The following is a 24,648-nucleotide window of genomic DNA, read 5'->3' on the forward strand; positions in this document are numbered from 1 at the left end:
AGCGAAAAAGAGCAGATCCGGGATCAACCCGGGCCTGAAGAGTGTTCATCGCTGCAACCGGAGGAACCAACATGCGATACTTGAGGAGAAGGAGCGATCCCTTGACCAAGAATAACTTTCTGACCATGACCAGCGCCGCGGCGATGATTGCGGCATCGGTCGGCATAGCCGCGCCCGCATTTGCGGACGACGCCGTCAACCAGAAATGGATCGACAGCGAATTCCAGCCCTCGACCTTGTCCAAGGCCGATCAGATGAAGGAACTGCAGTGGTTTGCCAAGGCAGCGGAACCCTTCAAGGGCCTGGACATCAACGTCGTGTCGGAAACGATCACGACGCATGAATACGAATCCAAGACCCTGGCCAAGGCCTTCACCGAAATCACCGGCATCAAGGTCAAGCACGACCTGATCCAGGAAGGCGACGTCGTCGAGAAGCTGCAGACCCAGATGCAGTCCGGCAAGAACGTCTATGACGGCTGGATCAACGACTCCGACCTGATCGGCACGCACTCTCGCTACAACCAGACGGTCATTCTGTCCGACTACATGGCGGGCGAAGGCAAGGACGTCACCGATCCGATGCTCGACGTCAACGACTTCATCGGCAAGTCGTTCACCACGGGTCCGGATGGCAAGCTCTATCAGCTGCCCGACCAGCAGTTCGCGAACCTCTATTGGTTCCGCTACGACTGGTTCTCCAATCCGGAATACAAGGCCAAGTTCAAGGCCAAGTACGGCTACGACCTCGGCGTTCCCGTGAACTGGTCGGCCTATGAGGATATCGCCGAGTTCTTCACCAACGACATCAAGGAGATCAACGGCGTCCGGGTCTATGGCCACATGGACTACGGCAAGAAGGATCCGTCGCTGGGATGGCGGTTCACCGACGCCTGGCTGTCGATGGCCGGCAACGGCGACAAGGGCATCCCGAACGGTCTTCCGGTCGATGAATGGGGCATCCGCATGGAAGGCTGCCGTCCGGTCGGCTCATCCGTCGAGCGTGGCGGCGACACCAACGGCCCGGCGGCGGTCTATTCGATCGCCAAGTATCTCGAATGGATGAAGAAGTATGCCCCGCCGCAGGCGCAGGGCATGACCTTCTCCGAAGCGGGTCCGGTGCCGGCGCAAGGCAACATCGCGCAGCAGATCTTCTGGTACACCGCCTTCACCGCCGACATGGTGAAGCCCGGTATTCCGGTCGTGAACGCCGATGGCACGCCGAAATGGCGCATGGCCCCGTCGCCGCACGGCTCCTACTGGAAGGAAGGCATGAAGCTCGGCTACCAGGACGCCGGCTCGGCCACGCTCTTGAAGTCGACGCCCCCGGATCGCCGCAAGGCGGCCTGGCTCTATCTGCAGTTCATCAACTCCAAGACGGTTTCCTTGAAGAAGAGCCATGTCGGTCTCACCTTCATCCGTGAATCCGACATCTGGGACAAGTCGTTCACCGAGCGTGCGCCGAAGCTCGGCGGCCTGATCGAGTTCTACCGCTCGCCCGCGCGCGTGCAGTGGACCCCGACCGGCAACAACGTGCCCGACTATCCGAAGCTCGCGCAATTGTGGTGGCAAAACATCGGCGATGCGTCGTCCGGTGCGAAGACGCCGCAGGCGGCGATGGATGCCTTGGCTGCGGCCCAGGACTCGGTGCTGGAACGCCTCGAAAAATCGGGCGTGCAGGGCGCCTGTGGGCCCAAGCTGAACAAGAAGGAGAAGCCGGAATTCTGGTTCGCGAAGGCCGAAAAGGACAAGACCATCGCGCCCCAGCGCAAGCTGGCGAACGAGAAGCCGAAGGGCGAGACCGTCGACTACGACGCGCTGATCAAGTCGTGGCCGGCCACCCCGCCCAAGCGCGCCTCGTTGAACTGAGGCGGGCACAACAAACCGAAAGGCCGGGAGCGATCCCGGCCTTTTTCTTTAACCTCGCCCCGCTTACGGGGCGAGGTCGGCGCGTAACGCCGGGTGAGGGGGGACTCTCCGCGAGTCGAATGCGTGGAGATAGCCCCTCATCCCAACCTTCTCCCCGCAAGCGGGGAGAAGAGGCGCGCCGCGTTCACCTTACTCCGCCGACTCCGCGGCGCCGAGCGTCGGGTAATCCGTATATCCCTTCGCGCCGCCGCCGTAGAACGTCGCCTTGTCGAACGCGTTCAGCGGTGCGCCCTTCTTCAGCCGCTCGACCAGGTCGGGGTTGGAGATGAACGGCTTGCCGAACGCGATCAGGTCGGCCGCATCGGCTGCGAGCACCCTGGTGGCGAGCTCGAAATCGTAGCCGTTGTTGGCGACATAGGCGCCGCTGAAGCGCTTGCGCAACGACGCGTAGTCGAACGGCGCGTTGTCGCGCGGGCCGCCGGTCGCGCCTTCGATGACGTGGATGTAGACGAGCTTCAGCGCGTTGAGCCCGTCTACGATGTGATCGAACAACGGCTGCGGATTGGAGTCGGAAACGTCGTTGGCCGGCGTCACCGGCGAAATGCGTATGCCGGTGCGCTCGGGGCCGGCTTCCGCGGCCACTACCTTCGATATCTCCAGCATCAGCCTGGCGCGGTTCTCGATCGATCCGCCATAGGCGTCGGTGCGCTTGTTGGTGCCGTCTTTTGCAAATTGGTCGAGCAGGTAGCCGTTGGCGCCGTGGATTTCGACGCCGTCGAACCCGGCCTCGATCGCGTTCGCAGCGCCGCGTTTGAAGCTCTCGATGATGCCGGGGATTTCCTCCAGTGCCAGCGCGCGCGGCTCGGAGATGTCGGTGAAGGTGCCGTTCACGAACGTCTTGCCCTTGGCGCGGATCGCAGAGGGCGCGACCGGCGCGCCGCCATTCGGCTGCAGCGAGGTGTGCGAGATCCGGCCGACATGCCAGAGCTGGATGAAGATGCGGCCGCCTCGCTCATGCACGCGGTCGGTGACCTTGCGCCATCCCGCAACCTGTTCCCTGGAATAGATGCCGGGCGTGTCCTGATAGCCCTGGCCCTGCTGCGAGACCTGGCTCGCCTCGGTGACCAGCAAGCCCGCGGACGCGCGCTGCCCGTAATATTCGACCGCCAGTGAACTGGGCACCATGCCGGGCGGGACCGCGCGGTTGCGGGTCAGGGGCGCCATCACAAGGCGGTTCGGCAGCGTGATCGGGCCGAGCTTGTAGGGTTCGAACAGTTTAGTCGGCTGGCTCATGTCGTTGCTTTCGGGTGAGGTGAGGATGCGGGAGAGTTGGGCATTACCGCCGATAGCGCAATGTCCGAGCTATTCGGCAAACGCAGACGAGCCGCGCGGCGGATCGATCCGCCTCGGGGCGTGGGTGGTGGCGGACATCGGCGGCTTCCTCCTTCCCTCTTGCGTCATACAGGGACACGTTTTGTTTTCCTCATCCTGAGGAGCGACCGTTTGGCCGCGTCTCGAAGGATGAAGGCCCGCTTGTGGCCTCATGGTTCTCCCGGCGAGGCGAAGCATCGTCCGGAGACGGTGCAAGTGCGCCTCCTCACCATGAGGGGGAGACTAACTCACCCCGAGAAAATCCCGCTTGCCGATTTCGACGCCGTTGTGCCGGAGGATGTCGTGGGCGGTGGCGGCGTGGAAGTAGAAGTTTGGCAGCGAGTAATGGCTGAGGAACTGCTGGCCCTTCAGGGTCATGGTCTTGTCGGGGCCGGCCGGAAAGGTGACGTCGCGGCTGTCTGCGCCTTCGAATTGCGCCGGCTTGAACGACTTCACATAGTCGATGGTCCTGGCCAGCCGCGCCTTCAATTCGTCGAAGCTCTTTTCGGTGTCGGGAATGGCCGGCACTTCGCTGTGGGTCAGGCGCGCGCAGCCCTTGGTCGCGAAGTCGCAGACCAGCTGCACCTGGCGGGTGAAGGGCAGCATGTCCGGATAGAGTCGGGCGCCGAGCAACACGTCGGGCTGGATGTTCTTCGCCTTGCAATGCGCCTCGGCCTTGGTGAGGATGCCGGTAAGGCTGTTGAGCATCTGCAGGTAGGCGGCAACGGAAGCGTCGTGGAACGACATGTCGGACTCTTTTCTTGCTGTGGAATTCGGTCGAAAGGCAGGGCTGCGCTGCTCGAGGTGGGGCCTCGGCAGGCGAAATGCAACTCTTGAAGCGATCACACCTTAGCGAACCGCCGACGGCCCGGGCAACGCTGTCGCGCGCGGCGCGGCGGGCTGGCCGCGCAGCCGCGCCAGGAGTTCGGCGGTCGGCCAGGAATCGGCGGGCAGGCCGTATTTGATCTGCATCGCCTTCACCGCGCTGCGGCTCTGCTGGCCCATGATGCCGTCGACCTTGCCGACGTTGTAGCCGGCGCGCACCAATAGTTGCTGCAGCTCGCGCAGCTCGTTGAACGGAAGTTGCGCCACCGGCGCCGAGGGACGCTGCATTGGCGCGGCGCCGGCGATACGGGTGGCGAGATAGCCGGCCGTGGTCGAATAGATCAGCGAGTTGTTCCACTCGGTGTAGGCGGCGAAATTCGGATAGGCCAGAAACGCCGGCCCGGTGCGGCCCATCGGCAGCAGCAGCGACGCCGGCAGATTGTCATTCGGCAACGCCTTGCCGTCGGGATAGGTGACGCCGTACTGCGCCCATTTCGAGCGCGGATGCTTGATCGTGAGATCGGCCTGGTCCCAGGAAAAACCTGAAGGTAAATTTTGCGGCACCCGCACTTCCTGCAGCCAGGGTTCGCCGCGCCGCCATTTCAGACCGTTGGCGATGTAGTTCGCGGTCGAGCCGATCACGTCGGCCGGGCTGCGCAGTAGATTGCGATGGCCGTCGCCGTCGTAGTCGACGGCGTAGTTGAAATAATGCGTCGGCAGGAATTGCGTCTGGCCGAGTTCACCGGCCCATGATCCCACCATCTCGGCGGGCGAAAGATCGCCGCGGTCGATGATCTTCAATGCGGCGATGGTCTCGTCCTGGAACATCTGCGAGCGGCGGCAGTCATAGGCCAGCGACACCAGCGAGCGCAGCGTCGGCAGATTGCCCATGTTGGCGCCGAAATCGCTTTCCAGTCCCCAGAACGCGGCGATCACCGCCGGCGGCACGCCATATTCCTTCTCGGCGCGCGCAAAGGCCGCGGCATGGGTTTTGATTTTGGCCTGGCCCTGCTGCATCCGGTAGACGGCGGCCATGCGCGCGGCGAATTCGGTGAACACCTGCCCGAACACGCGCTGGCCGCGGTCGCGGTTGACGATGCCCTGGTCGTAGACAAGGCCGGGGGAGGCTTCCGCCAGCGCCCGCTGCGACACCCCGGCCGTGATCGCCTGTTGTTTCAAATCGGCGAGGAAGCGGTCGAAACTCATGCCGTTGTGGCAGGCCGCGCCGCCGCGCGGGGCAGGCGCCGCCGGTTGCCCCGGCGCTGCGGCTGGCCTCGCAGGACTTGCCGTCGGCCGGGCTGGAGCTGTCGCGGGCCTGACCGAGGTTGCGGCCGGCTGGGCGGAAGCCTGTTGCAGTCCATACGAATGCGCCAGCAGGGTGACGCCGAGCAACAGTGCCGTCGAAGAGCGATTCATGCGGTGCCTAATTTGATGCCAATTCGCAGAAGGTGGCTTCTCGTAGCATCATTCGGGCCCCGCCGTCATGCCACCCCTTACGTGTTGGAAGATCCGCGGGCGTTCCAGTTGCTCCATTGCGCGCTGGCCAGAGTCTGATGGTCCGTCGTCATCGGGCGGCGGGTCTGCCGCTCATGGGCCGCGACGATCGCCTCGGATTCCCTGATCTTGCGCTTCAGCTCGGCTACGGTCTCCCGGGTCCGGCCGGCGGCCTTCGAACGAGCGATCTCGCCGACGGTAAACCGGGCGGTTTCCAGATGTTTCAGGGCCTCGCGCTGTTTCCTGATCTGGGCCCGATGCCAGGCGATCTGGCTGTTACTGTCTGCAACCATGTGGAGTCTCCCGAGGTGGGTCCCCGAACATAAGTGATTCGCCGGTTCTGCCAGGCATCGATTTGCGCGGGAGGAATTGCGGACTTGACCCACGTCAAGGTTGCTCGATTCCCGCCATGTAGCCTTTCAATTCGAATTACTTGAAAGCCGGCCATGGAATGGGAGCGTATCAGGAAGCGGCCCGAAGATTGTGTCGGCGCCAACCTTCAGGATTACCAGGAATACGCCGGGCGGTTTGCCTGGGCACAGGCGCGGGCGCTGCTCGACGGTTTACCCGATGGCGGGATCAATATCGCGTTCGAGGCGGTCGACCGGCACGTATCGGCGGGCCGGGGCGACAAGCTGGCGCTGCGCTGGATCGGGCGCGACGATCAGGTTCGCGATTTCAGCTACCAGGCGCTGCGCGCGCAGACCAGCCGGTTTGCCAATGTCCTGGCGGCGCGCGGGGTCGCAAAAGGCGATCGGGTATTCTCGCTGCTCGGCCGCGTGCCCGAACTCTACATCGCCGCCCTCGGTACGCTGAAGAATGCCAGCGTGTTCTCGCCCTTGTTCTCGGCGTTCGGGCCGGATCCCATCAAGGCCCGCATGGCCATCGGCAATGCCAAAGCGCTTGTCACCTCCGAGGCATTCTACCGGCGCAAGATAGAACCCTGGCGAAAGGAACTCGCGAGCCTCGAGCATGTCTTCCTGACGGAATGTTCGGGCAGTCTTCCTGCCGATACGATCGACCTGTCCGCCGCGCTGGCGCAAGCTTCGGATTCGTTCGAAACGATATGGACGGGGCCCGAAGACATGGCCTTGCTTCATTTCACCAGCGGGACGACCGGCCGGCCAAAGGGCGTCGTGCATGTCCATGAAGCCGTCGTCGCCCATCACATCACCGGACGGCTGGCACTCGATCTGCGTTCGGATGACATTTTCTGGTGCACGGCCGACCCGGGATGGGTGACCGGGACGTCCTATGGCATCATCTCGCCGCTCACCAATGGCGCGACCATGATCGTCGACCAGGCCGAATTCGACGCTGAACGCTGGTATCGCATCCTGCAGCAGCAGAACGTCACCGTCTGGTACACGGCGCCGACGGCGATCCGCATGCTGATGAAGGTAGGGACCGAAATTACCAGGCGGTTCGATCTGTCCAAACTGCGGCTGATGGCCAGTGTCGGCGAGCCGCTCAATCCGGAGGCCGTGGCGTGGAGCGCGGCGACCTTCGGCAAGCCGTTCCACGACAACTGGTGGCAGACGGAGACCGGCGGCATCATGATCTCCAACTATCGCTCGATGGATGTGAAGCCGGGTTCGATGGGGCGTCCGCTGCCGGGGGTCGCGGCCGGCATCGTCGAGCGCGTTGAAGGCGGAGGGTTGCGCGAAATCACGAAACCGATGGCGATGGGCGAACTGGCGCTGCGCCCGGGCTGGCCGTCGATGATGCGCGGCTATCTCAACGAAGAGGAACGCTACAAGAAGTGCTTCGTGGGCGGCTGGTATCTGACCGGCGACCTCGCGATGCGCGACGGCGAGGGATACTACTGGTTTGTCGGCCGGGCGGACGACGTGATCAAGAGCGCCGGCCATCTGATCGGCCCGTTCGAGGTGGAAAGCGCGCTGATGGAGCATCCGGCCGTGGCCGAGGCCGGCGTGATCGGCATTCCCGACCCGACCGCCGGCGAGATGGTCAAGGCCTTCGTCGCGCTCAAGAACGGCTTCGAGTCCAGCGAGGCGCTGCGCAAGGAATTGCTCGGCCATGCGCGTCAGCGTCTCGGTCCGGCTGTTGCGCCGAAGGACATCGCCTTTCGGCAGAACCTGCCGAAGACGCGCAGCGGCAAGATCATGCGCCGTCTGCTCAAGGCCCGTGAGCTGGGCCTGCCGGAGGGCGACATCTCGACGCTCGAAAGCGAGGAGCGATGACCGCACCAACCGACAAGCCGCATCTGTCGCGCGAGCACATGCTGGGTCTACTGAAAGAGATGATCCGAATTCGTCGCTTCGAGGACAAGTGCGCCGAACTCTACACCCGGGAAAAGATCAGGGGGTTCCTGCACCTCTACGACGGCGAGGAAGCGGTTGCCGTCGGCGCCATCCCGGTGCTGGAGAAACGCGACAGGATCGTGGCGACCTACCGCGAGCATGGGCACGCATTGGTGCGCGGCGTGCCGATGACGACGGTGCTGGCGGAGATGTACGGCAAGCAGGAGGGCTGCAGCCGCGGACGTGGCGGCTCCATGCACCTGTTCGATCGCGCCACGAACTTCTACGGCGGCAACGCCATCGTCGGCGGCGGCCTGCCGATGTCGATCGGATTGGCGCTCGCCGACCGCATGCGCGGTGACGATACCGTCACCGCCTGCTTCTTCGGGGAGGGCGCGGTGGCCGAAGGCGAGTTTCACGAAAGCCTGAATCTCGCCGCGCTATGGGAGCTGCCGGTGCTGTTCGTGTGCGAAAACAACCTTTACGCCATGGGAACCGCGCTCGCTCTCTCGGAATCCGAGACTGAAATCCAGCGCAAGGCGGGATGCTACCGGATCGCTTCCGAGGCGGTCGACGGCATGGACGTGATCGCCGTCGAGGCGGCCGCTCGCCGGGCGGTGCATGCGGTGCGCGAGAGCCGCAAGCCCTATTTCCTGGAATGCCGGACCTATCGGCTGCGCGCGCATTCGATGTTCGACGCGCAGCTTTATCGCGACAAGGCCGAGGTCGAGGCCTGGCGACACAAGGAACCGATCGTGCGCTTTCAGGGATGGCTGGAAGCCAATCATATGGTTCATCCGGAAGATCTGGCGCGCATCGAGGCCGAGGTGGCGGCCGAGATTGCCGAGGCGGTCGCATTCGGTGAGGCAGGAACATGGGAGCCGGTCGAGCAACTCACCCGCTTCACCTTTGCAGAAGCCGAAGGGTGAGATGTCATGCCGCCGCAGATGACGCAGCCCGCAACGACTGAAATCACCTACCGCGACGCCATGCGCGAGGCGATCCGCGATGCATTGCGCCGGGATGACCGCGTATTCCTGATGGGCGAGGATGTCGGCCGCTACGGCGGCTGCTACGGGGTGAGCAAGGGACTGTTGGCGGAATTCGGCGCGGAACGGATCCGCGATACGCCGCTGTCGGAATCCGGGTTTACCGGCGCCGGCATCGGTGCGGCGATGGCCGGCATGCGCCCGATCGTCGAGCTGATGACGGTGAATTTCAGCCTGCTTGCGCTCGATCAGATCCTCAATACCGCGGCCACGGTGCGGCACATGTCGGGAAACCAGTTCGGCGTGCCGCTCGTCATTCGCATGGCGACCGGCGCCGGCCGCCAGCTGGCGGCCCAGCATTCGCACAGCCTCGAAGGCTGGTATGCGCATATTCCCGGCATCAAGGTGCTGGCGCCGGCGACCGTGGAAGATGCGCGCGGCATGTTGTGGACGGCCTTGCAGGATCCCGATCCGGTGCTGATCTTCGAAAACGTCATGCTCTACGGCATGACCGGCAGGCTGGCCGCGGACGCGGGTCCGGTCGATATCGCAAGCGCTGCGGTTCGCCGCCCCGGGCGCGACATCTCGCTGATCACCTATGGCGGCTCGCTGTGGAAGACGCTCGAAGCCGCGGCGGTGCTGGCCGGCGAGAACATCGACGCCGAAGTGATCGATCTGCGCAGCCTGAGGCCGCTCGACGACGCGACCATCATGGCGTCGGTTGCCAGAACGCGCCGGGCCGTCATCATCGACGAAGGCTGGCGCAGCGGCAGCCTGTCGGCGGAAATCGGCATGCGTATCGTCGAGCAGGTATTCTGGGAACTGGACGCCCCGATCGGCCGCGTGTGCAGCGCGGAGGTGCCAATACCCTACGCCCGGCACCTCGAGAACGCGGCGATCCCGCAGGTGCCCGGCATCGTCGCGGCCGCCAAAGCCGCGCTTGGGCGAGTATAGGCCGTGGCCGAATTCCGCATGCCCTCCCTCGGCGCCGATATGGAAGCGGGCAAGCTGGTGGAGTGGCTGGTCAAACCGGGCGATCGGGTCAAACGCGGCGATATCGTTGCCGTGGTCGAAACCCAGAAGGGCGCGATCGAGATCGAAATCTTCGAGACCGGCAGGATCGAGCAGATCCTGGTGGGTCTCAATACCGAAGTGCCCGTCGGGACGCCGTTGGCGCGGATTCAAACCGAACTCGAGGCAACGGCCGGCACGGCAGCCGCCGCTCCGCCACCGTCGGCTCCGGCCGTCCCGATCGCCGCTCCGCCTTCGATGCCGGCGCCGGTTGCGCCATCACCGCCGCCGCCATCGCCACCGGCACCACCGCCACCACCCGTCGCGCCAGCCGCGGCGCGCGCGCGCGTGTCACCGGCCGCGCGGCGGCTCGCCGGGCTGCATGCGATCGATCTTGCGACGGTGACCGGAAGCGGTCCGGCGGGGGCGATCGTCTATGCCGACGTCGAGCGCCGTCTCGGCGCACCCGTCGCTCAAGCGGAAAAGAAGCGCGCGCCCGGGCTCGATCTCGACGCGATGCGAACGGCCATCGCCGCCGCCATGGCGCGATCGAAGCGGGAAATCCCGCATTATTATCTCGAGCATCAGGTCGACGTCACCGCCAGCGAGCAATGGCTGGCCCGCATCAATGCCGCGCGGCCGCCCGACGGCCGCCTGCTGATCGGCGCGCTGATGATCAGATCGGTGGCGCTGGCCGCGCGCCGCTTCCCCACCTTCAACGGCTTTTACCGCGACGGCAAATTCGAGCCGTCGCGCGCGGTGCATGTCGGCGTTGCCATCGCCATTCGCGGCGGCGGGCTGGCGGCGCCGGCGCTGCATGACGCCGATCAAGTCCCGCTCGACGAGCTGATGGCGCGCATGCGCGACCTCGTTCAACGTACCCGGTCCGGCCGGATTCGCAGTTCGGAGATTTCCGATCCGACGATTACGGTGACGTCTCTGGGGGAGCGCGGTGTCGAAACGCTTTACGGCATCATCTATCCGCCGCAGGTGGCGATTGCCGGGTTTGGCAGGGTGGTGACGCGGCCCTGGGTCGTCGACGGCGCCATCGGACCGCGTTCGGTGGTCAGCATCACGCTGTCGGCCGATCACCGGGTCAGCGACGGACACGCCGGCGCGCTGTTTTTGGCCGAGATCGGCAGGCTGCTGCAGGAGCCCGACAAGCTATGAATGACTCAGACATCCGCAAAGTCATCAAGGAAGAGCTCAACAATATCGCGCCCGAAGTCGATCTCGCGGCGATCGACCCTGCTGCGGACTTGCGCGAGGCTCTCGATATCGATTCCATGGATTTCCTGAATTTCGTCACCGCCATCCATCATCGCCTCGGCGTGGACATCCCCGAACTCGACTATCCGAAGCTCATCACCCTCGACGGCGCGGCCGCCTATCTCGCGGCGCATCTCGGACCGGCCAGGAAATAGCCGGCCGGATCTCCTAGGGGCGGTTTCGCGCGGCGTGCCGGAGTAGGCTCCATTCGGCACACTCAAACCATCCGGTTGATCCCCGGGATGAACGCGGCGCATAGGAGCTTGCCGCTTTCACCGGTCCGCGGAGGCTGTTCCAATCGGATTTGCCCGTGTAGGCTTCCGCTCCTGCCGGCCGGAAGGTGAACCAATAATCACAAGGGCGCGAGCAGACAGGGGAGACGGCAAACAACCATGACCGATATCCGATATTTGGCGCCTGGCACGCTCGACGAGGCGATCAAGGCATTTGCCGCGGCCGGCAGCGCCGCGCGCATCCTGGCCGGCGGCACCGATCTCTTGGTGCAGATGCGATCCGGCGCCGTGAAGCCGGGCGTGATCGTCAACATCAAGAAAATCGCCGAAATGACGGCCATCGAAGAGACCGCCGGCGGCGGTTTTCGCATCGGCGCCGCCGTATCAGGCGCGGTGCTGGGCGAACATCCGCGCTTTGGCAAGGTCTGGCCCGGCGTGCTGGAGGCCGTCAACCTGATCGGTTCCACCCAGGTCCAGGGCCGGGCCTCGGCGGGCGGCAATCTCTGCAACGGCTCGCCGGCCGGCGACAGCGTGCCGGCGATGGTTGCAGCCGGCGCCGTCGTCACGCTGCAGGGCCCGAACGGCCGCCGCGAACTGCCGGTCGAGAAAGTGCCGGCCGGCCCCGGCCGCACCAATCTGCTGCCCGGCGAAATCCTGGTCAACTTCACGCTGCCGCCGCGGCCGCCGGGCTCTTCCGATGCCTATTTGCGCATGATCCCGCGCACCGAGATGGATATTGCGGTGGTCGGCGTCGGCGTCAGTCTCACCTTGAAGGACGGCGTCTGCACCGCCGCGCGGGTCGGGCTCGGCGCGGTGGCGCCGACCGTGCTCCTGGTCGAGGCCGCCGCCAAGGCCCTGATCGGCAGCAAGCTCGACGACGCGGCGCTGAATGCCGCGGCCGCCGCCTGTTCCGCCGCCTGCCGTCCGATCGACGACAAGCGCGGCACCATTGCCTACCGAACCAAAGTCGCCGGCGTGCTGTTGAAGCGCACGGTTGCGATCGCCGCCAAGCGCGCCGGAGGAAAGTGAGACCATGGCCAAGCTGCACGTTTCCACCACCATCAACGGCGAGCCGATGGAGTTCCTCTGCGAGCCCGGCGACACCATGCTCGACGCCTTGCGCGGGCCGCTCGCGCTGACCGGCTCCAAGGAGGGCTGCGCGTCCGGCGATTGCGGCGCCTGCTCGATCACGCTGGACGACCGCCTGGTCTGCTCTTGCCTGATGCTCGCTGTTGAATCCGAAGGCCACGAGATCCGCACCATCGAGGGCCTGGCGCACGGCGACAAATTGCATCCGCTGCAGCAGAAATTCCTGGAAGAGGCGGCGCTGCAATGCGGCATCTGCACCCCGGGCATGCTGGTCGCTTCCGACGCGCTGCTGCGGCAGAATCCGCGGCCGAGCGAGGAGGATGTGCGGTTCTGGCTCGCCGGCAATCTGTGCCGGTGCACCGGTTACGACAAGATCGTGCGCGCGGTGCTGGAAACAGCCGCGGAAATGCGGGAGCAAGGAACTAGGGAGTCCCGGCAATGAACGTCATCGCCAACAACAAGTGGATCGGCCAGCGCACCATCAGGCCTGACGGCGTCGACAAGGTGACGGGGCGCGCGGGCTATGCCGCCGACACCACCATGCCCGGCATGATCTGGGGCAAGATCCTGCGCAGCCCGCATCCGCATGCGCGCATCCGCGGCATCAATACCGCGAAGGCCGAGGCGCTGCCCGGCGTCAAGGCGGTGGTCACCGCGCGCGACATCGTCGACTTCCCGGTCGACAAGTCCGTGATGCTCGGCATCCAGGACATGCGCTGGATGTGCCGCAACGTGATGGCGCGCGAGAAGGCGCTGTTCCCCGGCCACCCCGTGGCGGCGGTCGCCGCCACCTCCGAGGCGATCGCGGCGCAAGCCTGCGAGCTGATCGAGGTCGATTACGAAGTGCTGCCGTGGTCGATCGAGATCGACGACGCGATTCTGCCCGATGCGCCGATCCTGCATGAGTTCATCAAGTTCGAGGGCAAGCCCTCCAACATCGCCGGCCGGATGGAAATCAAGAAGGGCGACGTCGCCGAAGGCTTCAAGCAGGCCGAGGTGGTGGTCGAGCGCAGCTTCACTACCCGCCCGGTGCACCAGGGCTATATCGAGCCGCACGCCTGCCTCGTCAGCGTCGCCGCCGACAACAAGACCACGATCTGGAGTTCGAGCCAGGGCCAGTTCATGGTGCGCGCGATGACGGCGCATCTATCCGGCATTCCGCAGAGCGACATCCGCGCCATCCCCGCCGAAATCGGCGGCGGCTTCGGCGGCAAGACCATCGTCTATCTCGAGCCGCTCGCGACCTTGCTGGCGAAGAAATCCGGCAGGCCGGTGAAGATGGTGATGACCCGCGAGGAAGTGATGCGGTCGACCGGGCCGACGTCGGGCTCCAAGAGCACGGTGAAGATCGGCGCCAAAAAGGACGGCACCATCGTCGCCGCGCAAGGCACATTCTATCTGCAGGCCGGCGCGCTGCCGGGCTCGCCGATCCGCGGGGCGGTCGGCTGCAGCTTCTCGCCCTACGACATCCCGAACGTGCTGTCGGTCGGCTTCGACGTCGTCTCCAACCGCTCCAAGGTGGCGGCCTATCGCGCGCCCGGCGCGCCGATCGGGGCCTATGCGGTGGAGTGCGTGCTCGACGAACTCGCCGAGGCGCTGAAGATGGATCCGCTGGAGCTGCGGCTGAAGAACGCTGCGAAGCAGGGCACCAAGGCCGCGCACGGCCCGGTATTCCCGCGCATCGGCTATGTCGAGACGCTGCAGGCGGCGAAGGCGCATCCGCACTACACCGCGCCGCTCGGCAAATATCAGGGCCGCGGCGTAGCCTCCGGTTTCTGGTTCAACGCCGGCGGCGAATCCAGCGCGCAAGTCAACATCACCGAGGACGGCAACGTCGTGGTCACCACGGGCCATCCCGATATCGGCGGCTCGCGCGCGGCGATCGCCAATATCTGCGCCGAACTGCTCGGCATCGACTACCGCCGCGTCTCGGTCTTGATCGGCGACACCGCCACCGTCGGCTTCTCCAATCTGACCGGCGGCAGCCGCGTGCTGTTTGCCTCCGCGATGGTGGTGACGCAATCGACCGAAAAGATCATCGCCACCTTGCGCGAGCGCGCCGCGAAGATCTGGGAGATCGATCCGGAAGCGGTGAAATGGGAAAACGGCGCCGCGCATCCGGCGAGCCCCAACGCCGGCCAGTTCGAGCCGCTGACGCTGGCCCAATTGGCCGAAAAGGCGCCGCAGATGGGCGGGCCGATCGGCGCCGGCGTGCAGCTCAACACCGAGGGCGCCGAAGGCGGCTTCGGTACCCACATCTGCGACGTCGAGGTCGATGTCGAACTCGGTATCGTCAGGGTGATCCGCTACACCGCGGTGCAGGACGTCGGCCGCGCCATTCATCCGAGCTATGTCGAGGGCCAGATGCAGGGCGGCGTCGCCCAGGGCATCGGCTGGGCGCTCAACGAGGAATACATCTACAATAAAGACGGCAAGGTCGATAACCCCGGTTTCCTCGACTACCGCATGCCGGTTTGTTCGGACCTGCCGATGCTGGATGCGGTGATGGTCGAAGTGCCGAACCCGAAACATCCGCAAGGCGTCAAGGGCGTCGGCGAGGTGCCGCTGGTCCCCGTGATGGCCGCGGTCGCCAACGCCATCCACAACGCGCTCGGCAAACGCTTCTACAGCCTGCCGATGTCGCCGCCGAAGGTGCTGGAGGTGCTGGAAGGCAAGGGATGAGGCGACCGGATGCCGGCCGTTCCGGCGTTCACCGATCGAGGATCATGCGCGGACCAGCGGACGCGATTTGTCAGGCGGCGCGTTCCCGATCGCTCAGTTCGGCGATCGCGGCCGCGATCCATTTGTCCAGTTCCTGGTGGGATATGTCCTGTTTGGCCTTGGCTATCTTCAAGGCCTCGAGATCTGGTCCCGTCGCGTCTTCCGGCGACAGGGAGTTTTCACGCAAGCGAACGCGGTCTGTCTTCATTTATTCCCCCGAAATACCAGATACAAATTCTCGGGCATCAACTACGCCGCGGATTTAGTCTGCCGATAGCGGCAGAAATTTGCAGAAAAAAAGACGGCGTCGATTTTTTTGGCCCGGCAGGATATGAGATGTCGCAGCGGATCGCCGTGCGAACCGGAAGCATGTGCAAGCGGTGATGCTGCGGGGGGCCAGGCTGGTGAACATGACCGATTCCGAGAAGGCCGCCAAAGTCATCGAAGCCCTGAAGGCCGCCGAAGGCGAGCCGGCGCAGATCGCATTGCCGATCCTGAACGGGCTGGTCGGGCTGGTGCAGGGCAGCGGCGAAGCGCCGCTGGAAATCGAGGAGGCGCGATCGGGCGCGTTCCTCGCGATCTGCGAAATCGGCAAGGCGCTGCATCGCGGCCAACCCACCGACGGCCTGTGGGCGCCGGCGATGTCAGCGACGGAACGCTGGATGTCGCTGGCGCGAGGGCGTTAGGGCCGCGCTACTGTTTCTCGATTTTCGTGATGGTCTTGATCCCGCCGGTCTCGGTTGCGGAAAATGTGACCCTGTCGCCGGCGTGCACGGCGTCCAGCGAGACGCCCTTGACTTTGAACTCGGTGACAACGCCGCCGTTACTGGCTCCGACAGTGCCGCTTGGCGCCTGTCGAATCGCGACGGTCCCATGGATCCGGTCGAGGACCGTGATCATTCCGGTTCCCGTCGTTGCTTGCTGGGCCAAGGTCGCCGAACTGGTCAAGGCGAGCGCCGCGGAACTCGCCAAGACGATCTTCAAGGCGATCTTCGCAATTTTCATGGAACCCTCCGGAAGGTTGGCACCTCCCGAAATAAGCCACCATGAGCGGATTTGTTCCCGCGCCGGGCTACGCTTGCTTGCCGGCTGCAAGCTTCCCAGGAACGGTCCCATTTGGGTCCATTTCCGTCGCAAATTCGCCCCGGACTCGATTCAGGCTGTTCGCGGGTAGGACGGATTTTGTTTTTTGGAGTTCAGTCATGGAAATCGTGTACCCGTCACACCGCGAACGAGATTGCACCGATAAAAACCCGCATCTGGGTGACGACTATATGGACGATCTCCGGCCGTTGCTGGAGGAGAACCTCCGGCACGGAGCCGATAAACCGCGTGCGGGAAAAGGCAACGACCTTCTCGCGTTACTCGAGGAGAACGCCCGGCTTCGAGGCCTCGTGGTCAGGCTGTCGAGCATCATCATCAAGAGCATCGCCGATCGAAAATGATGTCGCCCGCTCTCGAACCTCTGCGGTAGGGCGGATTGGCGAATCGCAATCCGCCGTTCACCCGACGACGATAAGCGGCGGGTTACGCCTTCGGCTAACCCGCCCCCTGTGTGTTTTGATATGCGCGTTGTGGTCTAGTGCTTCAGCGGCTTCCAGCCGGCGTGGTCGAAGTGTGTGCCATACTGGTCAAGCGCCTGCACGATCTTGACCGCACCCTGGTCGCGCCCTTTGTCCGCCTTCATGATCGCGATGCCGTCGAGGACCTGTTCCAGAACGACGTGAAGCTGATGGTCGGCCGCCTCGGGTAGCTTGCAGTTCGCGGTGACGTAATCGATCTGCCCTTGCACGCGTCCGGCCAACTGCTCGAAGTCTCCGGAAGAGAATTTGTTGCGGTGGATGGGGGAAAGCGCGTCTGCCATGGCGGTGCGGATCTCGCCCATCCCCCGTCGCAAGGCCTCGTCGGTCGGCCACTTCTTGCCGTGGTCGAGCTTGATCTTGACGGTGGCGGCGTGGGCGTGCGGTTCGGCCGCGACAACGCCGGTCGGGGCCAATGCGAGGCCGAGTGCAATCAGCCCCGGCATCAACAATCTGGTGGTGAACATGTCGCGTATCCTCCTGGACCGATTGCGGTCCGTGAACGGTTTTCCTGACCGGGAGATAGGGAGCGTCCGCAAGCCGGAGTTTGCGCTGGCGCAATGTTCTGGACGAAATCACGGAGCTGGCCATGGGTGACGAGGGAATGCCTTGGTCCTGCTTTCGATGATGCCGCGCTCCTGCCAATCGCTGAGTATGCGGCTACCGTATGGTGACTGGTGCCGGTCAAGACTGTGAGGCGTCCCGCCTTGCGGGACGTAGCGGGGGCAATAGCGCCAGGAAGCCGCGGGTGCTCCGGTGGATTGATTATTGGCCGCCGCCATCTATGCTTGCAGATATTCCAGGGCATGGCGATGTGGTGGTTTAACAAGGGCAAGCGCATAGAAATCTGGGATGAAGGCATCCAGTGGCCGATCGGCGACATTGAAGCGGTGCACAGGATACGCGACATCTGCGCTGCCGCCGCCGATAGTGCCGAAAAAATAGCTGGCTTCGCTGATCGCGCGGACAACAAGAAGAATAAATACGAAACCGAACGTTACGAACGCGCCGCCAAGACCGCAATGGAAATCGCATTCAAGATTTCGGATGACCTGATGCGCGATTCCGCCGTGTGTCAGATCGTGAACTTGTGCGTGAAGGCCAGCAATTTGAGAACAGCACGGATACTCCTTCGTGCAATTCAGTCCGCATCGATCAGAGAAGATGTGCTGAATGACCATCCGGTACTAAGGCAATAAAGCAAAGCTGACCACGCGCGCGTGATCAGACGGGCTTGCCCAGCACGCGCTCCCAGAACGCCAGCATGTCCGCCCGGAACAATTCGGCTTCGCCGTCGTGGCTGCCGATCCTGGCGCCTTTTCGTCCGTAGCCGGCCTTCAGCGCATAGACCATCAAGTCGCGATCGGTGAGCGCGGGATCGGACGCGTCGCGGGCCGGATGGGTCAGCGCACCGTCGTCGGCGATGTAGGCGGTCGGGGCCGCCGGTGAAACCGATGCGTCGGGGACGTCCGCGATCGCGGTGCCGCGATCGAAGCTGTGATGCGCGCCTGCTACCAGCCGCATCGTGACATCTCCGCCCGCAAGGCGGATCGCCTGGCAATGGCCCTGGACCTGCATCGGCGAGCACCACTCGTCCGCATCCCCCATCAGCACCCGAACGGCGGTGGCGCCGACGCCGGGATCGCGGAACTGGTGTCCGCTCCAGGGGTAGGCGGCGAGCACGCCTTGCAGCCCCGAACCCGGCCCGATCACGGCGTCCGCGAATCGGCGGGTCGCCGCCGTCAGCACCGCCGATCCGCCGCGGCTGTGTCCCTGCGCGCCGATCCGCGATGCGTCGATCCCGGGAAGGCCGGCAAGCACCTTCCAGGCGGCGAGCACGTCATAGGCGCTGGCGGCAAACGAGAACTGCGTCTGGTTGGCGACGGTGGAGGTGACGCCGCGCGCGCCGAAACTGTCGAGCACGAAGGTGGCGAATCCGGCGCGAGTAAGCGTCTCGGCGTGCGCGACATGCGACGGCGCCACCCCGAGGCTGCCCGGCACGATCATGACCAGCGGCAGTTTTCCTGCGCTGGCGCGCCGACCGGAGGTGGGCATGAACAATTTGCCGTCGATCGCGATCCGCGGCATCTGCGCAGGCTTGCTGATGACCTGATGATAATTGACCGGCGACGCAGACGGGATCTCGATATTCTTGCCGGCGCCGAGTTCGCCGAAAGCAACCGTCTGGTCGCGGAATCGCGGCGGACCGGTGCGCTCTTCTACAGTGGTCATGACAACTCCCTTGCAGCGCCGGTTCGTGATGCCGCCGGCGTTGCGCTACCGAATGCAATCCGGCGGCAAAGGTCAATGCCGTTCTGCAGGGCAATCGGAAATCGCGTCGGCGCGGCCGATCCGGGTCAGTTGGATGCCGGTGAAGCGGCGGGCTCTGGCGGGCACTCGCGAATGGTGGTGCGGGCGAGCTTGGCGTCGTCGAGCGATTTATAGGGGCCGCTTGCGAACCAGATGACGACGCCGTCGATGACCGGATTGGAGGTCACGATCTCGCATTTCCTGCTCGCGTAATTACCAACGACCCAGTATCCGGAATATTCCGGCCAGCGCGCGTAACATGCAGTCGCGCCGGTGGAGGTCAGGGCGGCCAGCAGCAATGTTCTGGTAAGAAGCGATCTCATTATCTTGCTCCTCGCTCGCAAGCTCGGGCAGGTAATTCGCGGTAGCGTGAAACGTTCGGCCTGGCAATCCGCCGTCGTCGATCGTGGTAAATTCCAGAGCGCCCGAGACCGAGCATCTCTAATCGACTTCAATGTTTATTGCTCAAAAACCGGACCCGGTTCGTGGCCTCGCTGCCATCCCGTCAACTCCGGATCAGCCGACGGCTCGCTTGAACGCCTCCTGTGCCGCCTGGTTGGCGCGATCGAACACGTTGCGCGTTTCCGTCAGGGCGGCGGTGAGGGCCGACCATGACTGGCTTCCCGCCTCGTTCAGCTTCCGGAGCTTTTCCTCCGCCGCAGCCGCCTCGCTCTGCATTCGCTTCACATTGGCCTCGATTTCGCCGCGGCGCTCGGCGGCGAATTCGCCGGCGGCGGCGGCAAGCTTGTCGGCCGCCTCGCGCCACGATTTCACCTGGGCCTCGGCCTGCTGCTTGAATGTCGCCTGCTGCAGCTCGAACTGCTCGCCGTAGTTCTCGACATATTTCTGCACTTCCGCCTCGAAGGCGATCCAGTCCGCTTCCATCCTGGTCTTGGCGCTGGCCCAGGCCGCCTCGCCGGCGCCCGCCTGTTTCTTCACGGCTTCGCGGAAGGCATCGCGATTCCTGGCCAACTCGGCCAGAACCTTGCCGGCCCGGTCGCGTGCATCGGCCTGCACCTCGGCGGCCTTGCCCTGCAGCGACGTCAGCGTGGCGTCCATTTCATCGAGCCGCTCCTTGGCCCAGTTGGTGAAGAAGTGAACATTGCCTTGCGTGCCCATTGCTCGTCTCCATGAACTTTCCGGACGCCCGCCCGTCGCGGAAACTAGTCCGCCGAGTGTCGTTCTTCTTGACGTGGATCAAGGGCAGCCGGCGCAGCCTGGATCCGGCGGTTGCGGTGTTCGAGCACCTACCCTCACAACTCCCGCGCGTTGGAGAACGCAAACGAACTCACCCGCCGCGTGTTCTCGTCGAGGATCAGCGTCCGGGTGATCGGCGGCTCGGCGCGCTGGCTGCAGTTTTCGCGTTCGCAGAGCCGGCAGTTGACGCCGATCGGAGTGCCCTCGGCTTTTTCCAGATCCATGCCGGTGGCGTAGACCAGGCGCGAGGCATGGCGGATTTCGCAGCCGAGGCCGATCGCGAAACGCGGCTGCGGCTGCGGGTGCGGCGCCACTGGACGGCGCACCATCTGCGCGATCGAGAAATACCTGTTGCCGTCGGGCAGTTCGATCACCTGCTTGAGCAGCCGGTCCGGCGTGTCGAAGGTCGAGTGCACGTTCCACAACGGACAGGTGCCGCCGAATTTCGAGAACGGGAAGGTGCCGGAGGAAAACCGCTTGGAGACGTTGCCGGCATTGTCGACGCGCAGCATGAAGAACGGGACGCCGCGCGCGTTGGGCCGCTGCAGCGTGGTCAGGCGATGACAGACCTGCTCGAAACCGGCGTTGAAGCGCTGCGCCAGCACGTTGACGTCGTAGCTCAACGATTCCGCCGCGCCATGAAATGCCTGATAGGGCATCATCGCGGCGGCGGCGAAGTAATTCGCCAGCGTAATCCGGTAGAGCCGGCGCGGCGTGTCGTCGAGCGGGCCGGCGCGGCCGACGATGGCATCGAAAATGCCGCCGCATTCGGAAAGGCCGATCTGGAACGCGAGTTGGAAGGCGCGGCCGGGGCCGTCGACCAGTTCGGAGATCAGGAGTTGCCTGCGATGCCGGTCGAACCGCCGCAAGGTCTCACGCATGACGTCGACCGGCATGATGCGGGTGACGACGGAATGCTTTTCACGCAAGCGCGTGGCGAGGGCGGAAAACAATTCCTCGGTCGCTGCGCTCAGCTCGTCGCGCAGATTTTCCGCGGCGGTTTCGAGTTCGGGAAAATAATTGCGGTTGGCCTCGATCAGGTCGCGGACGCGCTCGATCGGATTGGCCTCGAAGCGCGTGCCCTCGTCGCGGTCGGCCATTTGCGCCGCGACCAGGGTCTCGCCGCGGCGGGCCTCGGTATAGGCGGCGTAGAGGCGCTGTAATGAATGTGTGACGCCCGGGCACAATTCGGCGAGATCGCGCAATTCCTGCTTCGGCAGGTCGATCTGCCGGAACAAGGGATCGGAGAAGATCTCGTTCAGCTCGGCGAAGAAGCGGTCCTCGTCGGCGGTGGCGAGATCGCGCAAATCGAGGTCATAGGTCTCCGCCAGCCGGAGCAGGATCTGCGCCGTCACCGGGCGCTGGTTGCGCTCTATCAGGTTGATATAGCTCGGGGAAATCCCCAAGCCCTCGGCGATCTGGGTCTGCGACAGGCCGAGTTGCTGGCGGATCCGCCGGAACCGCGGTCCGACAAACAGCTTCTTTCCGGAATCACTGGCCATGGCAGCCTTCCTGACTCATTTTGTGACAAATATGACAAAATGACATCTATGACATGTTCGTATGTTACATCGCATCACCATTAGAATTCAAGCCATCTAGCCTAATTAAGAAGTTTGGCGTTTAGCTCTCGCCACGTTTCGCAATGCACTGTCACGAATGTCGAAAGACTGGCGAAGACAGTTTTGTCGTCACCGAAAGGATCATGCACATGAACTACCAGCCACGCGGCATCAGCGACCAGGCCATCCAGGGAGCGGCCTCCTATCTGAGCGAGGTTGCAGCCGCCGAGGCGCTGCTCAAGACCCAGCCGACCTGGAACGGCGTCGGCGCCGAAGCCGTGGCGCGGATGCGTCTGCAGAACCGCTTCAAGACCGGCCTGGACGTCGCCCGGTACACCGCGGCGCTGATGCGCAGCGATATGGCTGCCTATGACGCCGATCCCACAAAGTACACCCAGTCGCTCGGTTGCTGGCATGGCTTCATCGCGCAGCAGAAGCTGATTTCGATCAAGAAGCATTTCGGCAAGACCGATCGCCGCTATCTGTATCTGTCCGGCTGGATGATCGCAGCACTTCGCTCCGAGTTCGGACCGCTTCCCGATCAGTCGATGCACGAGAAGACCTCGGTGCCGGCGCTGATCGAAGAGCTCTACACCTTCCTCCGTCAGGCGGACTCCCGTGAGCTCAACGATACCTTCCGCGCGCTCGACGCCGCCCGCAAGGCAGGCGATCAGGCGAAGGAAAAGGCATTGATCGAAAAGATCGACAACTTCCAGACCCATGTCGTGCCGGTCATCGCCGACATCGACGCCGGTTTCGGTAATGCGGAAGCGACCTATCTGCTCGCGAAGAAGATGATCGAAGCAGGTGCGTGCGCTCTGCAGATCGAAAATCAGGTCTCCGACGAAAAGCAGTGCGGCCACCAGGACGGCAAGGTGACCGTGCCGCACGAGGTGTTCCTGGCGAAGATCCGGGCCTGCCGCCATGCCTTCCTCGAACTCGGCGTCGAAGACGGCATCATCGTGACCCGCACCGATTCGCTGGGTGCCGGTCTCACGCAGCAGATCGCCGTCAGCCACAAGCCCGGCGACCTCGGCGATCAGTACAACAGCTTCCTGGATTGCGAGGAAGTGACAGCCGCCAACGCCAGGAACGGCGATGTCATCATCAACCGCAACGGCAAGATGCTGCGTCCGAAGCGGCTTGCCAGCAACCTCTATCAGTTCCGCGCCGGCACCGGCGAAGATCGCTGCGTGCTCGACTGCATCACCTCGCTGCAGAACGGCGCCGACCTGTTGTGGATCGAAACCGAGAAGCCGCATATCGAGCAGATCGCCAAGATGGTCGACCGCATTCGCGAGGTCATTCCGAACGCGAAGCTGGCCTACAACAACTCGCCCTCGTTCAACTGGACGCTCAACTTCCGTTGGCAGGTCTACGACGCGATGAAGGAAGCCGGCAAGGATGTCAGCAAGTACAATCGGGCCGAGCTGATGAAGCCGGAATACGACGATACGCCACTGGCCATTGAAGCCGACGAGCGCATCCGCACCTTCCAGGCCGATTCGGCAAAGCGTGCCGGCATCTTCCACCATCTGATCACGTTGCCGACCTATCACACGGCAGCTCTGTCGACTGATAATCTCGCCAGGGAGTATTTCGGCGAGCAGGGCATGCTGGGCTATGTGAAGAATGTTCAGCGCCAGGAGATCCGTCAGGGCATCGCCTGCGCCAAGCATCAGAACATGGCCGGCTCCGATATCGGCGACGATCACAAGGAATATTTCGCCGGCGAGGCCGCTCTGAAGGCGGGCGGCGCCCACAACACGATGAACCAGTTCGGCTAACGGTAACACCAGGAGACTGACATGACCAAAGGCAGCAATTTCTGGGTGATTGGCGGCGAGTTCGGCTCGATGAACTTCCACAAGCTCGTCGAAGGCTCGGCCCAGGTCAAAGGTCCGTTCAAGACCCGCAAGGAAGCCGAGGACTGCTGGCGGGAGGTCTCGGAAGAGAACCGCCACAAGGCCGGCGTGCGCTTCTCGATCGTGGAAGAGCCCGCCCGCGTCTCGGCCTAAAAACGTCTAAGGAAACATCCAAGGACCAAAACGGCCCCATCCGGTTTTCCGGGTGGGGCCGTTCGTTTCTCGGGCGATGCCCTTTTCTTCTGCCTCCCCCGCTCGCAGGGGCGGGGCTCTAACCAAAGACCTAAGCCATTGGGAACAAAGAACCTTTGCGGAAGACGTGGTTGCTGATAGGTTAACGCCTGGGACCCTCAGGACAAAGGCGATCAAGCGGATGTCAGACGCGCAAAGTACCGGGAGTAATGCCGTCAGCAATAACCGTCCACTTCGTCTGCGCGACGCCTTGCGGCAGGCGCGGATCGAGGCCGCCGACCGTACCGGGGTCGTGGTCGATCTCCGCGACGCCGAAGTGGCGCGGCTCGAAATCCTCAACGACGCGCTGGAGCCGCTGTTCGCGCAGGTCCCGGCGCAGGTCGACCTGTTTGACCGCGGCATCAGCCAGGGCGATACGCCGCGGCTGTGGATCGACGTGGTCGCCCATGTCGTGATGGGGCGCGACAAGCGCATCTACCGCTTCGTGCAGGATACGAGATTCGGCCGCATCGTGATCGCCGAATCCCACGACGTCGCCGCCATCGTCGATGCCGTTACCGATTACGTCGCCCGCCGCATGATCGAGCGCGAGCACGCGCTGGTCGCGACGCCGGCGCCTGCGCCGGTGGTCGTCGAAAAGCCGCGGCGCCGCGGCTTCTGGACCTTTGTGCTCGGCTTCCTCGCCGGCGCGATCGCGCTGTTTGGATTGGCGTTGTTTGCGGCCTTGCGCAATATGTGAAACCGTCATTGCGAGCGAAAGCGAAGCAATCCATCTGCTTCGAAAAAGCCCGGATTGCTTCGTCGCTGT

26 protein-coding genes are annotated in these 24,648 nt (G+C 64.0%); 15 read left to right on the top strand and 11 right to left on the bottom strand.

All coding sequences use genetic code 11. The annotated features are described in order from the left end of the window. Positions 1–125: 125 nt before the first annotated feature. Entirely contained in the window at positions 126–1,868 is a 1,743-nt protein-coding gene (locus KMZ68_RS07345; RefSeq protein WP_215616238.1) for an ABC transporter substrate-binding protein, read from the top strand. A gap of 189 nt (positions 1,869–2,057) precedes the next feature. On the opposite strand, the gene KMZ68_RS07350 is transcribed toward KMZ68_RS07345, so the two are convergent. The 4 genes from KMZ68_RS07350 to KMZ68_RS07365 form a co-directional block, all read right to left on the bottom strand. Then, a complete protein-coding gene (locus KMZ68_RS07350; protein WP_215615149.1) occupies positions 2,058–3,161 on the bottom strand; it encodes an alkene reductase in 1,104 nt (367 codons plus the stop codon). A 321-nt stretch (positions 3,162–3,482) separates the two neighbouring features. Then, positions 3,483–3,986 carry a DUF1993 domain-containing protein gene (locus tag KMZ68_RS07355; RefSeq protein WP_215615150.1) on the bottom strand — a complete coding sequence of 168 codons (504 nt, stop codon included), beginning with the start codon at positions 3,984–3,986 and terminating at the stop codon, positions 3,483–3,485. 102 nt (positions 3,987–4,088) lie between these two features. Beyond that, a complete protein-coding gene (locus tag KMZ68_RS07360) occupies positions 4,089–5,480 on the bottom strand; it encodes a lytic murein transglycosylase (protein WP_215615151.1) in 1,392 nt (463 codons plus the stop codon). 77 nt (positions 5,481–5,557) lie between these two features. Next, positions 5,558–5,851, bottom strand: coding sequence for a hypothetical protein (locus tag KMZ68_RS07365; protein WP_215615152.1), 294 nt, complete (start codon positions 5,849–5,851; stop codon positions 5,558–5,560). Positions 5,852–6,004: 153 nt separating this feature from the next. Here KMZ68_RS07365 and acsA point away from each other — a divergent pair, with 153 nt between their 5' ends. The 8 genes from acsA to KMZ68_RS07405 all read left to right on the top strand — a co-directional run bounded on the left by acsA (position 6,005) and on the right by KMZ68_RS07405 (position 15,095). Further along, a complete protein-coding gene (acsA, locus tag KMZ68_RS07370) occupies positions 6,005–7,762 on the top strand; it encodes an acetate--CoA ligase (RefSeq protein ID WP_215615153.1) in 1,758 nt (585 codons plus the stop codon). Next, positions 7,759–8,751 (top strand): pyruvate dehydrogenase (acetyl-transferring) E1 component subunit alpha, encoded by a 993-nt coding sequence (gene pdhA / locus KMZ68_RS07375; RefSeq protein ID WP_215615154.1) that lies wholly within the window; start codon positions 7,759–7,761, stop codon positions 8,749–8,751. Before acsA ends, pdhA begins: the two co-directional genes overlap by 4 nt. 6 nt (positions 8,752–8,757) lie before the next feature. Beyond that, on the top strand, positions 8,758–9,765 hold the full coding sequence (locus KMZ68_RS07380) for an alpha-ketoacid dehydrogenase subunit beta (RefSeq protein WP_249779555.1): 1,008 nt from the start codon (positions 8,758–8,760) through the stop codon (positions 9,763–9,765). 3 nt (positions 9,766–9,768) lie between these two features. After that, a complete protein-coding gene (locus tag KMZ68_RS07385; protein WP_215615155.1) occupies positions 9,769–10,992 on the top strand; it encodes a dihydrolipoamide acetyltransferase family protein in 1,224 nt (407 codons plus the stop codon). Next, positions 10,989–11,246, top strand: coding sequence for an acyl carrier protein (locus KMZ68_RS07390; RefSeq protein WP_215615156.1), 258 nt, complete (start codon positions 10,989–10,991; stop codon positions 11,244–11,246). The genes KMZ68_RS07385 and KMZ68_RS07390 overlap by 4 nt, the downstream gene beginning before the upstream one ends. A gap of 246 nt (positions 11,247–11,492) precedes the next feature. Beyond that, a complete protein-coding gene (locus KMZ68_RS07395; RefSeq protein WP_215616240.1) occupies positions 11,493–12,353 on the top strand; it encodes an FAD binding domain-containing protein in 861 nt (286 codons plus the stop codon). Positions 12,354–12,357: 4 nt separating this feature from the next. After that, positions 12,358–12,855, top strand: a complete 498-nt coding sequence (locus KMZ68_RS07400; protein ID WP_215615157.1) for a (2Fe-2S)-binding protein — start codon at positions 12,358–12,360, stop codon at positions 12,853–12,855. Continuing rightward, positions 12,852–15,095 carry a xanthine dehydrogenase family protein molybdopterin-binding subunit gene (locus KMZ68_RS07405; protein WP_215615158.1) on the top strand — a complete coding sequence of 748 codons (2,244 nt, stop codon included), beginning with the start codon at positions 12,852–12,854 and terminating at the stop codon, positions 15,093–15,095. Before KMZ68_RS07400 ends, KMZ68_RS07405 begins: the two co-directional genes overlap by 4 nt. Positions 15,096–15,165: 70 nt before the next feature. Here KMZ68_RS07405 and KMZ68_RS07410 read toward each other — a convergent pair whose 3' ends face one another. After that, positions 15,166–15,342 carry a hypothetical protein gene (locus KMZ68_RS07410; protein WP_215603213.1) on the bottom strand — a complete coding sequence of 59 codons (177 nt, stop codon included), beginning with the start codon at positions 15,340–15,342 and terminating at the stop codon, positions 15,166–15,168. 202 nt (positions 15,343–15,544) lie between these two features. Here KMZ68_RS07410 and KMZ68_RS07415 point away from each other — a divergent pair, with 202 nt between their 5' ends. Further along, a complete protein-coding gene (locus tag KMZ68_RS07415; protein WP_215615159.1) occupies positions 15,545–15,820 on the top strand; it encodes a hypothetical protein in 276 nt (91 codons plus the stop codon). A 7-nt stretch (positions 15,821–15,827) separates the two neighbouring features. Here KMZ68_RS07415 and KMZ68_RS07420 read toward each other — a convergent pair whose 3' ends face one another. After that, the gene (locus tag KMZ68_RS07420; protein WP_249779556.1) at positions 15,828–16,250 is read right to left on the bottom strand and encodes a copper-binding protein; all 423 of its coding nucleotides are present in this window, start codon (positions 16,248–16,250) and stop codon (positions 15,828–15,830) included. 86 nt (positions 16,251–16,336) lie between these two features. Between KMZ68_RS07420 and KMZ68_RS07425 the strand changes: the two genes are divergently transcribed. After that, complete coding sequence (locus tag KMZ68_RS07425) at positions 16,337–16,579, top strand: hypothetical protein (RefSeq protein ID WP_215615160.1); 243 nt, start codon at positions 16,337–16,339, stop codon at positions 16,577–16,579. A gap of 134 nt (positions 16,580–16,713) precedes the next feature. Here the strand turns inward: KMZ68_RS07425 and KMZ68_RS07430 are convergent, their stop codons facing one another. Beyond that, positions 16,714–17,181: a hypothetical protein gene (locus tag KMZ68_RS07430; protein ID WP_215615161.1), complete on the bottom strand. Its 468-nt coding sequence runs from the start codon at positions 17,179–17,181 to the stop codon at positions 16,714–16,716. 240 nt (positions 17,182–17,421) lie between these two features. Between KMZ68_RS07430 and KMZ68_RS07435 the strand changes: the two genes are divergently transcribed. Further along, positions 17,422–17,913, top strand: a complete 492-nt coding sequence (locus tag KMZ68_RS07435) for a hypothetical protein (protein WP_371741424.1) — start codon at positions 17,422–17,424, stop codon at positions 17,911–17,913. 25 nt (positions 17,914–17,938) lie between these two features. Here KMZ68_RS07435 and KMZ68_RS07440 read toward each other — a convergent pair whose 3' ends face one another. From KMZ68_RS07440 to KMZ68_RS07455, 4 genes are all read right to left on the bottom strand, one after another. Then, complete coding sequence (locus KMZ68_RS07440) at positions 17,939–18,946, bottom strand: dienelactone hydrolase family protein (protein ID WP_215615162.1); 1,008 nt, start codon at positions 18,944–18,946, stop codon at positions 17,939–17,941. Between the two features lie 125 nt (positions 18,947–19,071). After that, positions 19,072–19,347, bottom strand: coding sequence for a hypothetical protein (locus KMZ68_RS07445; protein ID WP_215615163.1), 276 nt, complete (start codon positions 19,345–19,347; stop codon positions 19,072–19,074). A gap of 193 nt (positions 19,348–19,540) precedes the next feature. Continuing rightward, positions 19,541–20,143 carry a hypothetical protein gene (locus KMZ68_RS07450; RefSeq protein ID WP_215615164.1) on the bottom strand — a complete coding sequence of 201 codons (603 nt, stop codon included), beginning with the start codon at positions 20,141–20,143 and terminating at the stop codon, positions 19,541–19,543. A 134-nt stretch (positions 20,144–20,277) separates the two neighbouring features. Continuing rightward, entirely contained in the window at positions 20,278–21,723 is a 1,446-nt protein-coding gene (locus tag KMZ68_RS07455) for a helix-turn-helix domain-containing protein (RefSeq protein ID WP_215615165.1), read from the bottom strand. Positions 21,724–21,932: 209 nt separating this feature from the next. Between KMZ68_RS07455 and KMZ68_RS07460 the strand changes: the two genes are divergently transcribed. From KMZ68_RS07460 to KMZ68_RS07470, 3 genes are all read left to right on the top strand, one after another. Continuing rightward, positions 21,933–23,570, top strand: coding sequence for an isocitrate lyase (locus KMZ68_RS07460; RefSeq protein WP_215615166.1), 1,638 nt, complete (start codon positions 21,933–21,935; stop codon positions 23,568–23,570). A gap of 21 nt (positions 23,571–23,591) precedes the next feature. Beyond that, positions 23,592–23,801 carry a DUF4170 domain-containing protein gene (locus tag KMZ68_RS07465; RefSeq protein ID WP_215615167.1) on the top strand — a complete coding sequence of 70 codons (210 nt, stop codon included), beginning with the start codon at positions 23,592–23,594 and terminating at the stop codon, positions 23,799–23,801. A gap of 220 nt (positions 23,802–24,021) precedes the next feature. Beyond that, entirely contained in the window at positions 24,022–24,579 is a 558-nt protein-coding gene (locus KMZ68_RS07470) for a hypothetical protein (protein WP_215615168.1), read from the top strand. Positions 24,580–24,648 lie beyond the last annotated feature (69 nt).

It is taken from the genome of Bradyrhizobium sediminis, assembly GCF_018736105.1.
GTDB lineage: Bacteria > Pseudomonadota > Alphaproteobacteria > Rhizobiales > Xanthobacteraceae > Bradyrhizobium.

Bases quoted from the DNA above. Each gene is read 5' to 3' on its own strand.
- KMZ68_RS07345 (WP_215616238.1), top strand. From the start codon at position 126: ATGACCAGCGCCGCGGCGATGATTGCGGCATCGGTCGGCATAGCCGCG.
- KMZ68_RS07350 (WP_215615149.1), bottom strand. From the start codon at position 3,161: ATGAGCCAGCCGACTAAACTGTTCGAACCCTACAAGCTCGGCCCGATC.
- KMZ68_RS07355 (WP_215615150.1), bottom strand. From the start codon at position 3,986: ATGTCGTTCCACGACGCTTCCGTTGCCGCCTACCTGCAGATGCTCAAC.
- KMZ68_RS07360 (WP_215615151.1), bottom strand. From the start codon at position 5,480: ATGAATCGCTCTTCGACGGCACTGTTGCTCGGCGTCACCCTGCTGGCG.
- KMZ68_RS07365 (WP_215615152.1), bottom strand. From the start codon at position 5,851: ATGGTTGCAGACAGTAACAGCCAGATCGCCTGGCATCGGGCCCAGATC.
- acsA (WP_215615153.1), top strand. From the start codon at position 6,005: ATGGAATGGGAGCGTATCAGGAAGCGGCCCGAAGATTGTGTCGGCGCC.
- pdhA (WP_215615154.1), top strand. From the start codon at position 7,759: ATGACCGCACCAACCGACAAGCCGCATCTGTCGCGCGAGCACATGCTG.
- KMZ68_RS07380 (WP_249779555.1), top strand. From the start codon at position 8,758: ATGCCGCCGCAGATGACGCAGCCCGCAACGACTGAAATCACCTACCGC.
- KMZ68_RS07390 (WP_215615156.1), top strand. From the start codon at position 10,989: ATGAATGACTCAGACATCCGCAAAGTCATCAAGGAAGAGCTCAACAAT.
- KMZ68_RS07400 (WP_215615157.1), top strand. From the start codon at position 12,358: ATGGCCAAGCTGCACGTTTCCACCACCATCAACGGCGAGCCGATGGAG.
- KMZ68_RS07405 (WP_215615158.1), top strand. From the start codon at position 12,852: ATGAACGTCATCGCCAACAACAAGTGGATCGGCCAGCGCACCATCAGG.
- KMZ68_RS07410 (WP_215603213.1), bottom strand. From the start codon at position 15,342: ATGAAGACAGACCGCGTTCGCTTGCGTGAAAACTCCCTGTCGCCGGAA.
- KMZ68_RS07415 (WP_215615159.1), top strand. From the start codon at position 15,545: ATGACCGATTCCGAGAAGGCCGCCAAAGTCATCGAAGCCCTGAAGGCC.
- KMZ68_RS07420 (WP_249779556.1), bottom strand. From the start codon at position 16,250: ATGGGACCGTTCCTGGGAAGCTTGCAGCCGGCAAGCAAGCGTAGCCCG.
- KMZ68_RS07425 (WP_215615160.1), top strand. From the start codon at position 16,337: ATGGAAATCGTGTACCCGTCACACCGCGAACGAGATTGCACCGATAAA.
- KMZ68_RS07430 (WP_215615161.1), bottom strand. From the start codon at position 17,181: ATGTTCACCACCAGATTGTTGATGCCGGGGCTGATTGCACTCGGCCTC.
- KMZ68_RS07440 (WP_215615162.1), bottom strand. From the start codon at position 18,946: ATGACCACTGTAGAAGAGCGCACCGGTCCGCCGCGATTCCGCGACCAG.
- KMZ68_RS07445 (WP_215615163.1), bottom strand. From the start codon at position 19,347: ATGAGATCGCTTCTTACCAGAACATTGCTGCTGGCCGCCCTGACCTCC.
- KMZ68_RS07450 (WP_215615164.1), bottom strand. From the start codon at position 20,143: ATGGGCACGCAAGGCAATGTTCACTTCTTCACCAACTGGGCCAAGGAG.
- KMZ68_RS07455 (WP_215615165.1), bottom strand. From the start codon at position 21,723: ATGGCCAGTGATTCCGGAAAGAAGCTGTTTGTCGGACCGCGGTTCCGG.
- KMZ68_RS07460 (WP_215615166.1), top strand. From the start codon at position 21,933: ATGAACTACCAGCCACGCGGCATCAGCGACCAGGCCATCCAGGGAGCG.
- KMZ68_RS07465 (WP_215615167.1), top strand. From the start codon at position 23,592: ATGACCAAAGGCAGCAATTTCTGGGTGATTGGCGGCGAGTTCGGCTCG.
- KMZ68_RS07470 (WP_215615168.1), top strand. From the start codon at position 24,022: ATGTCAGACGCGCAAAGTACCGGGAGTAATGCCGTCAGCAATAACCGT.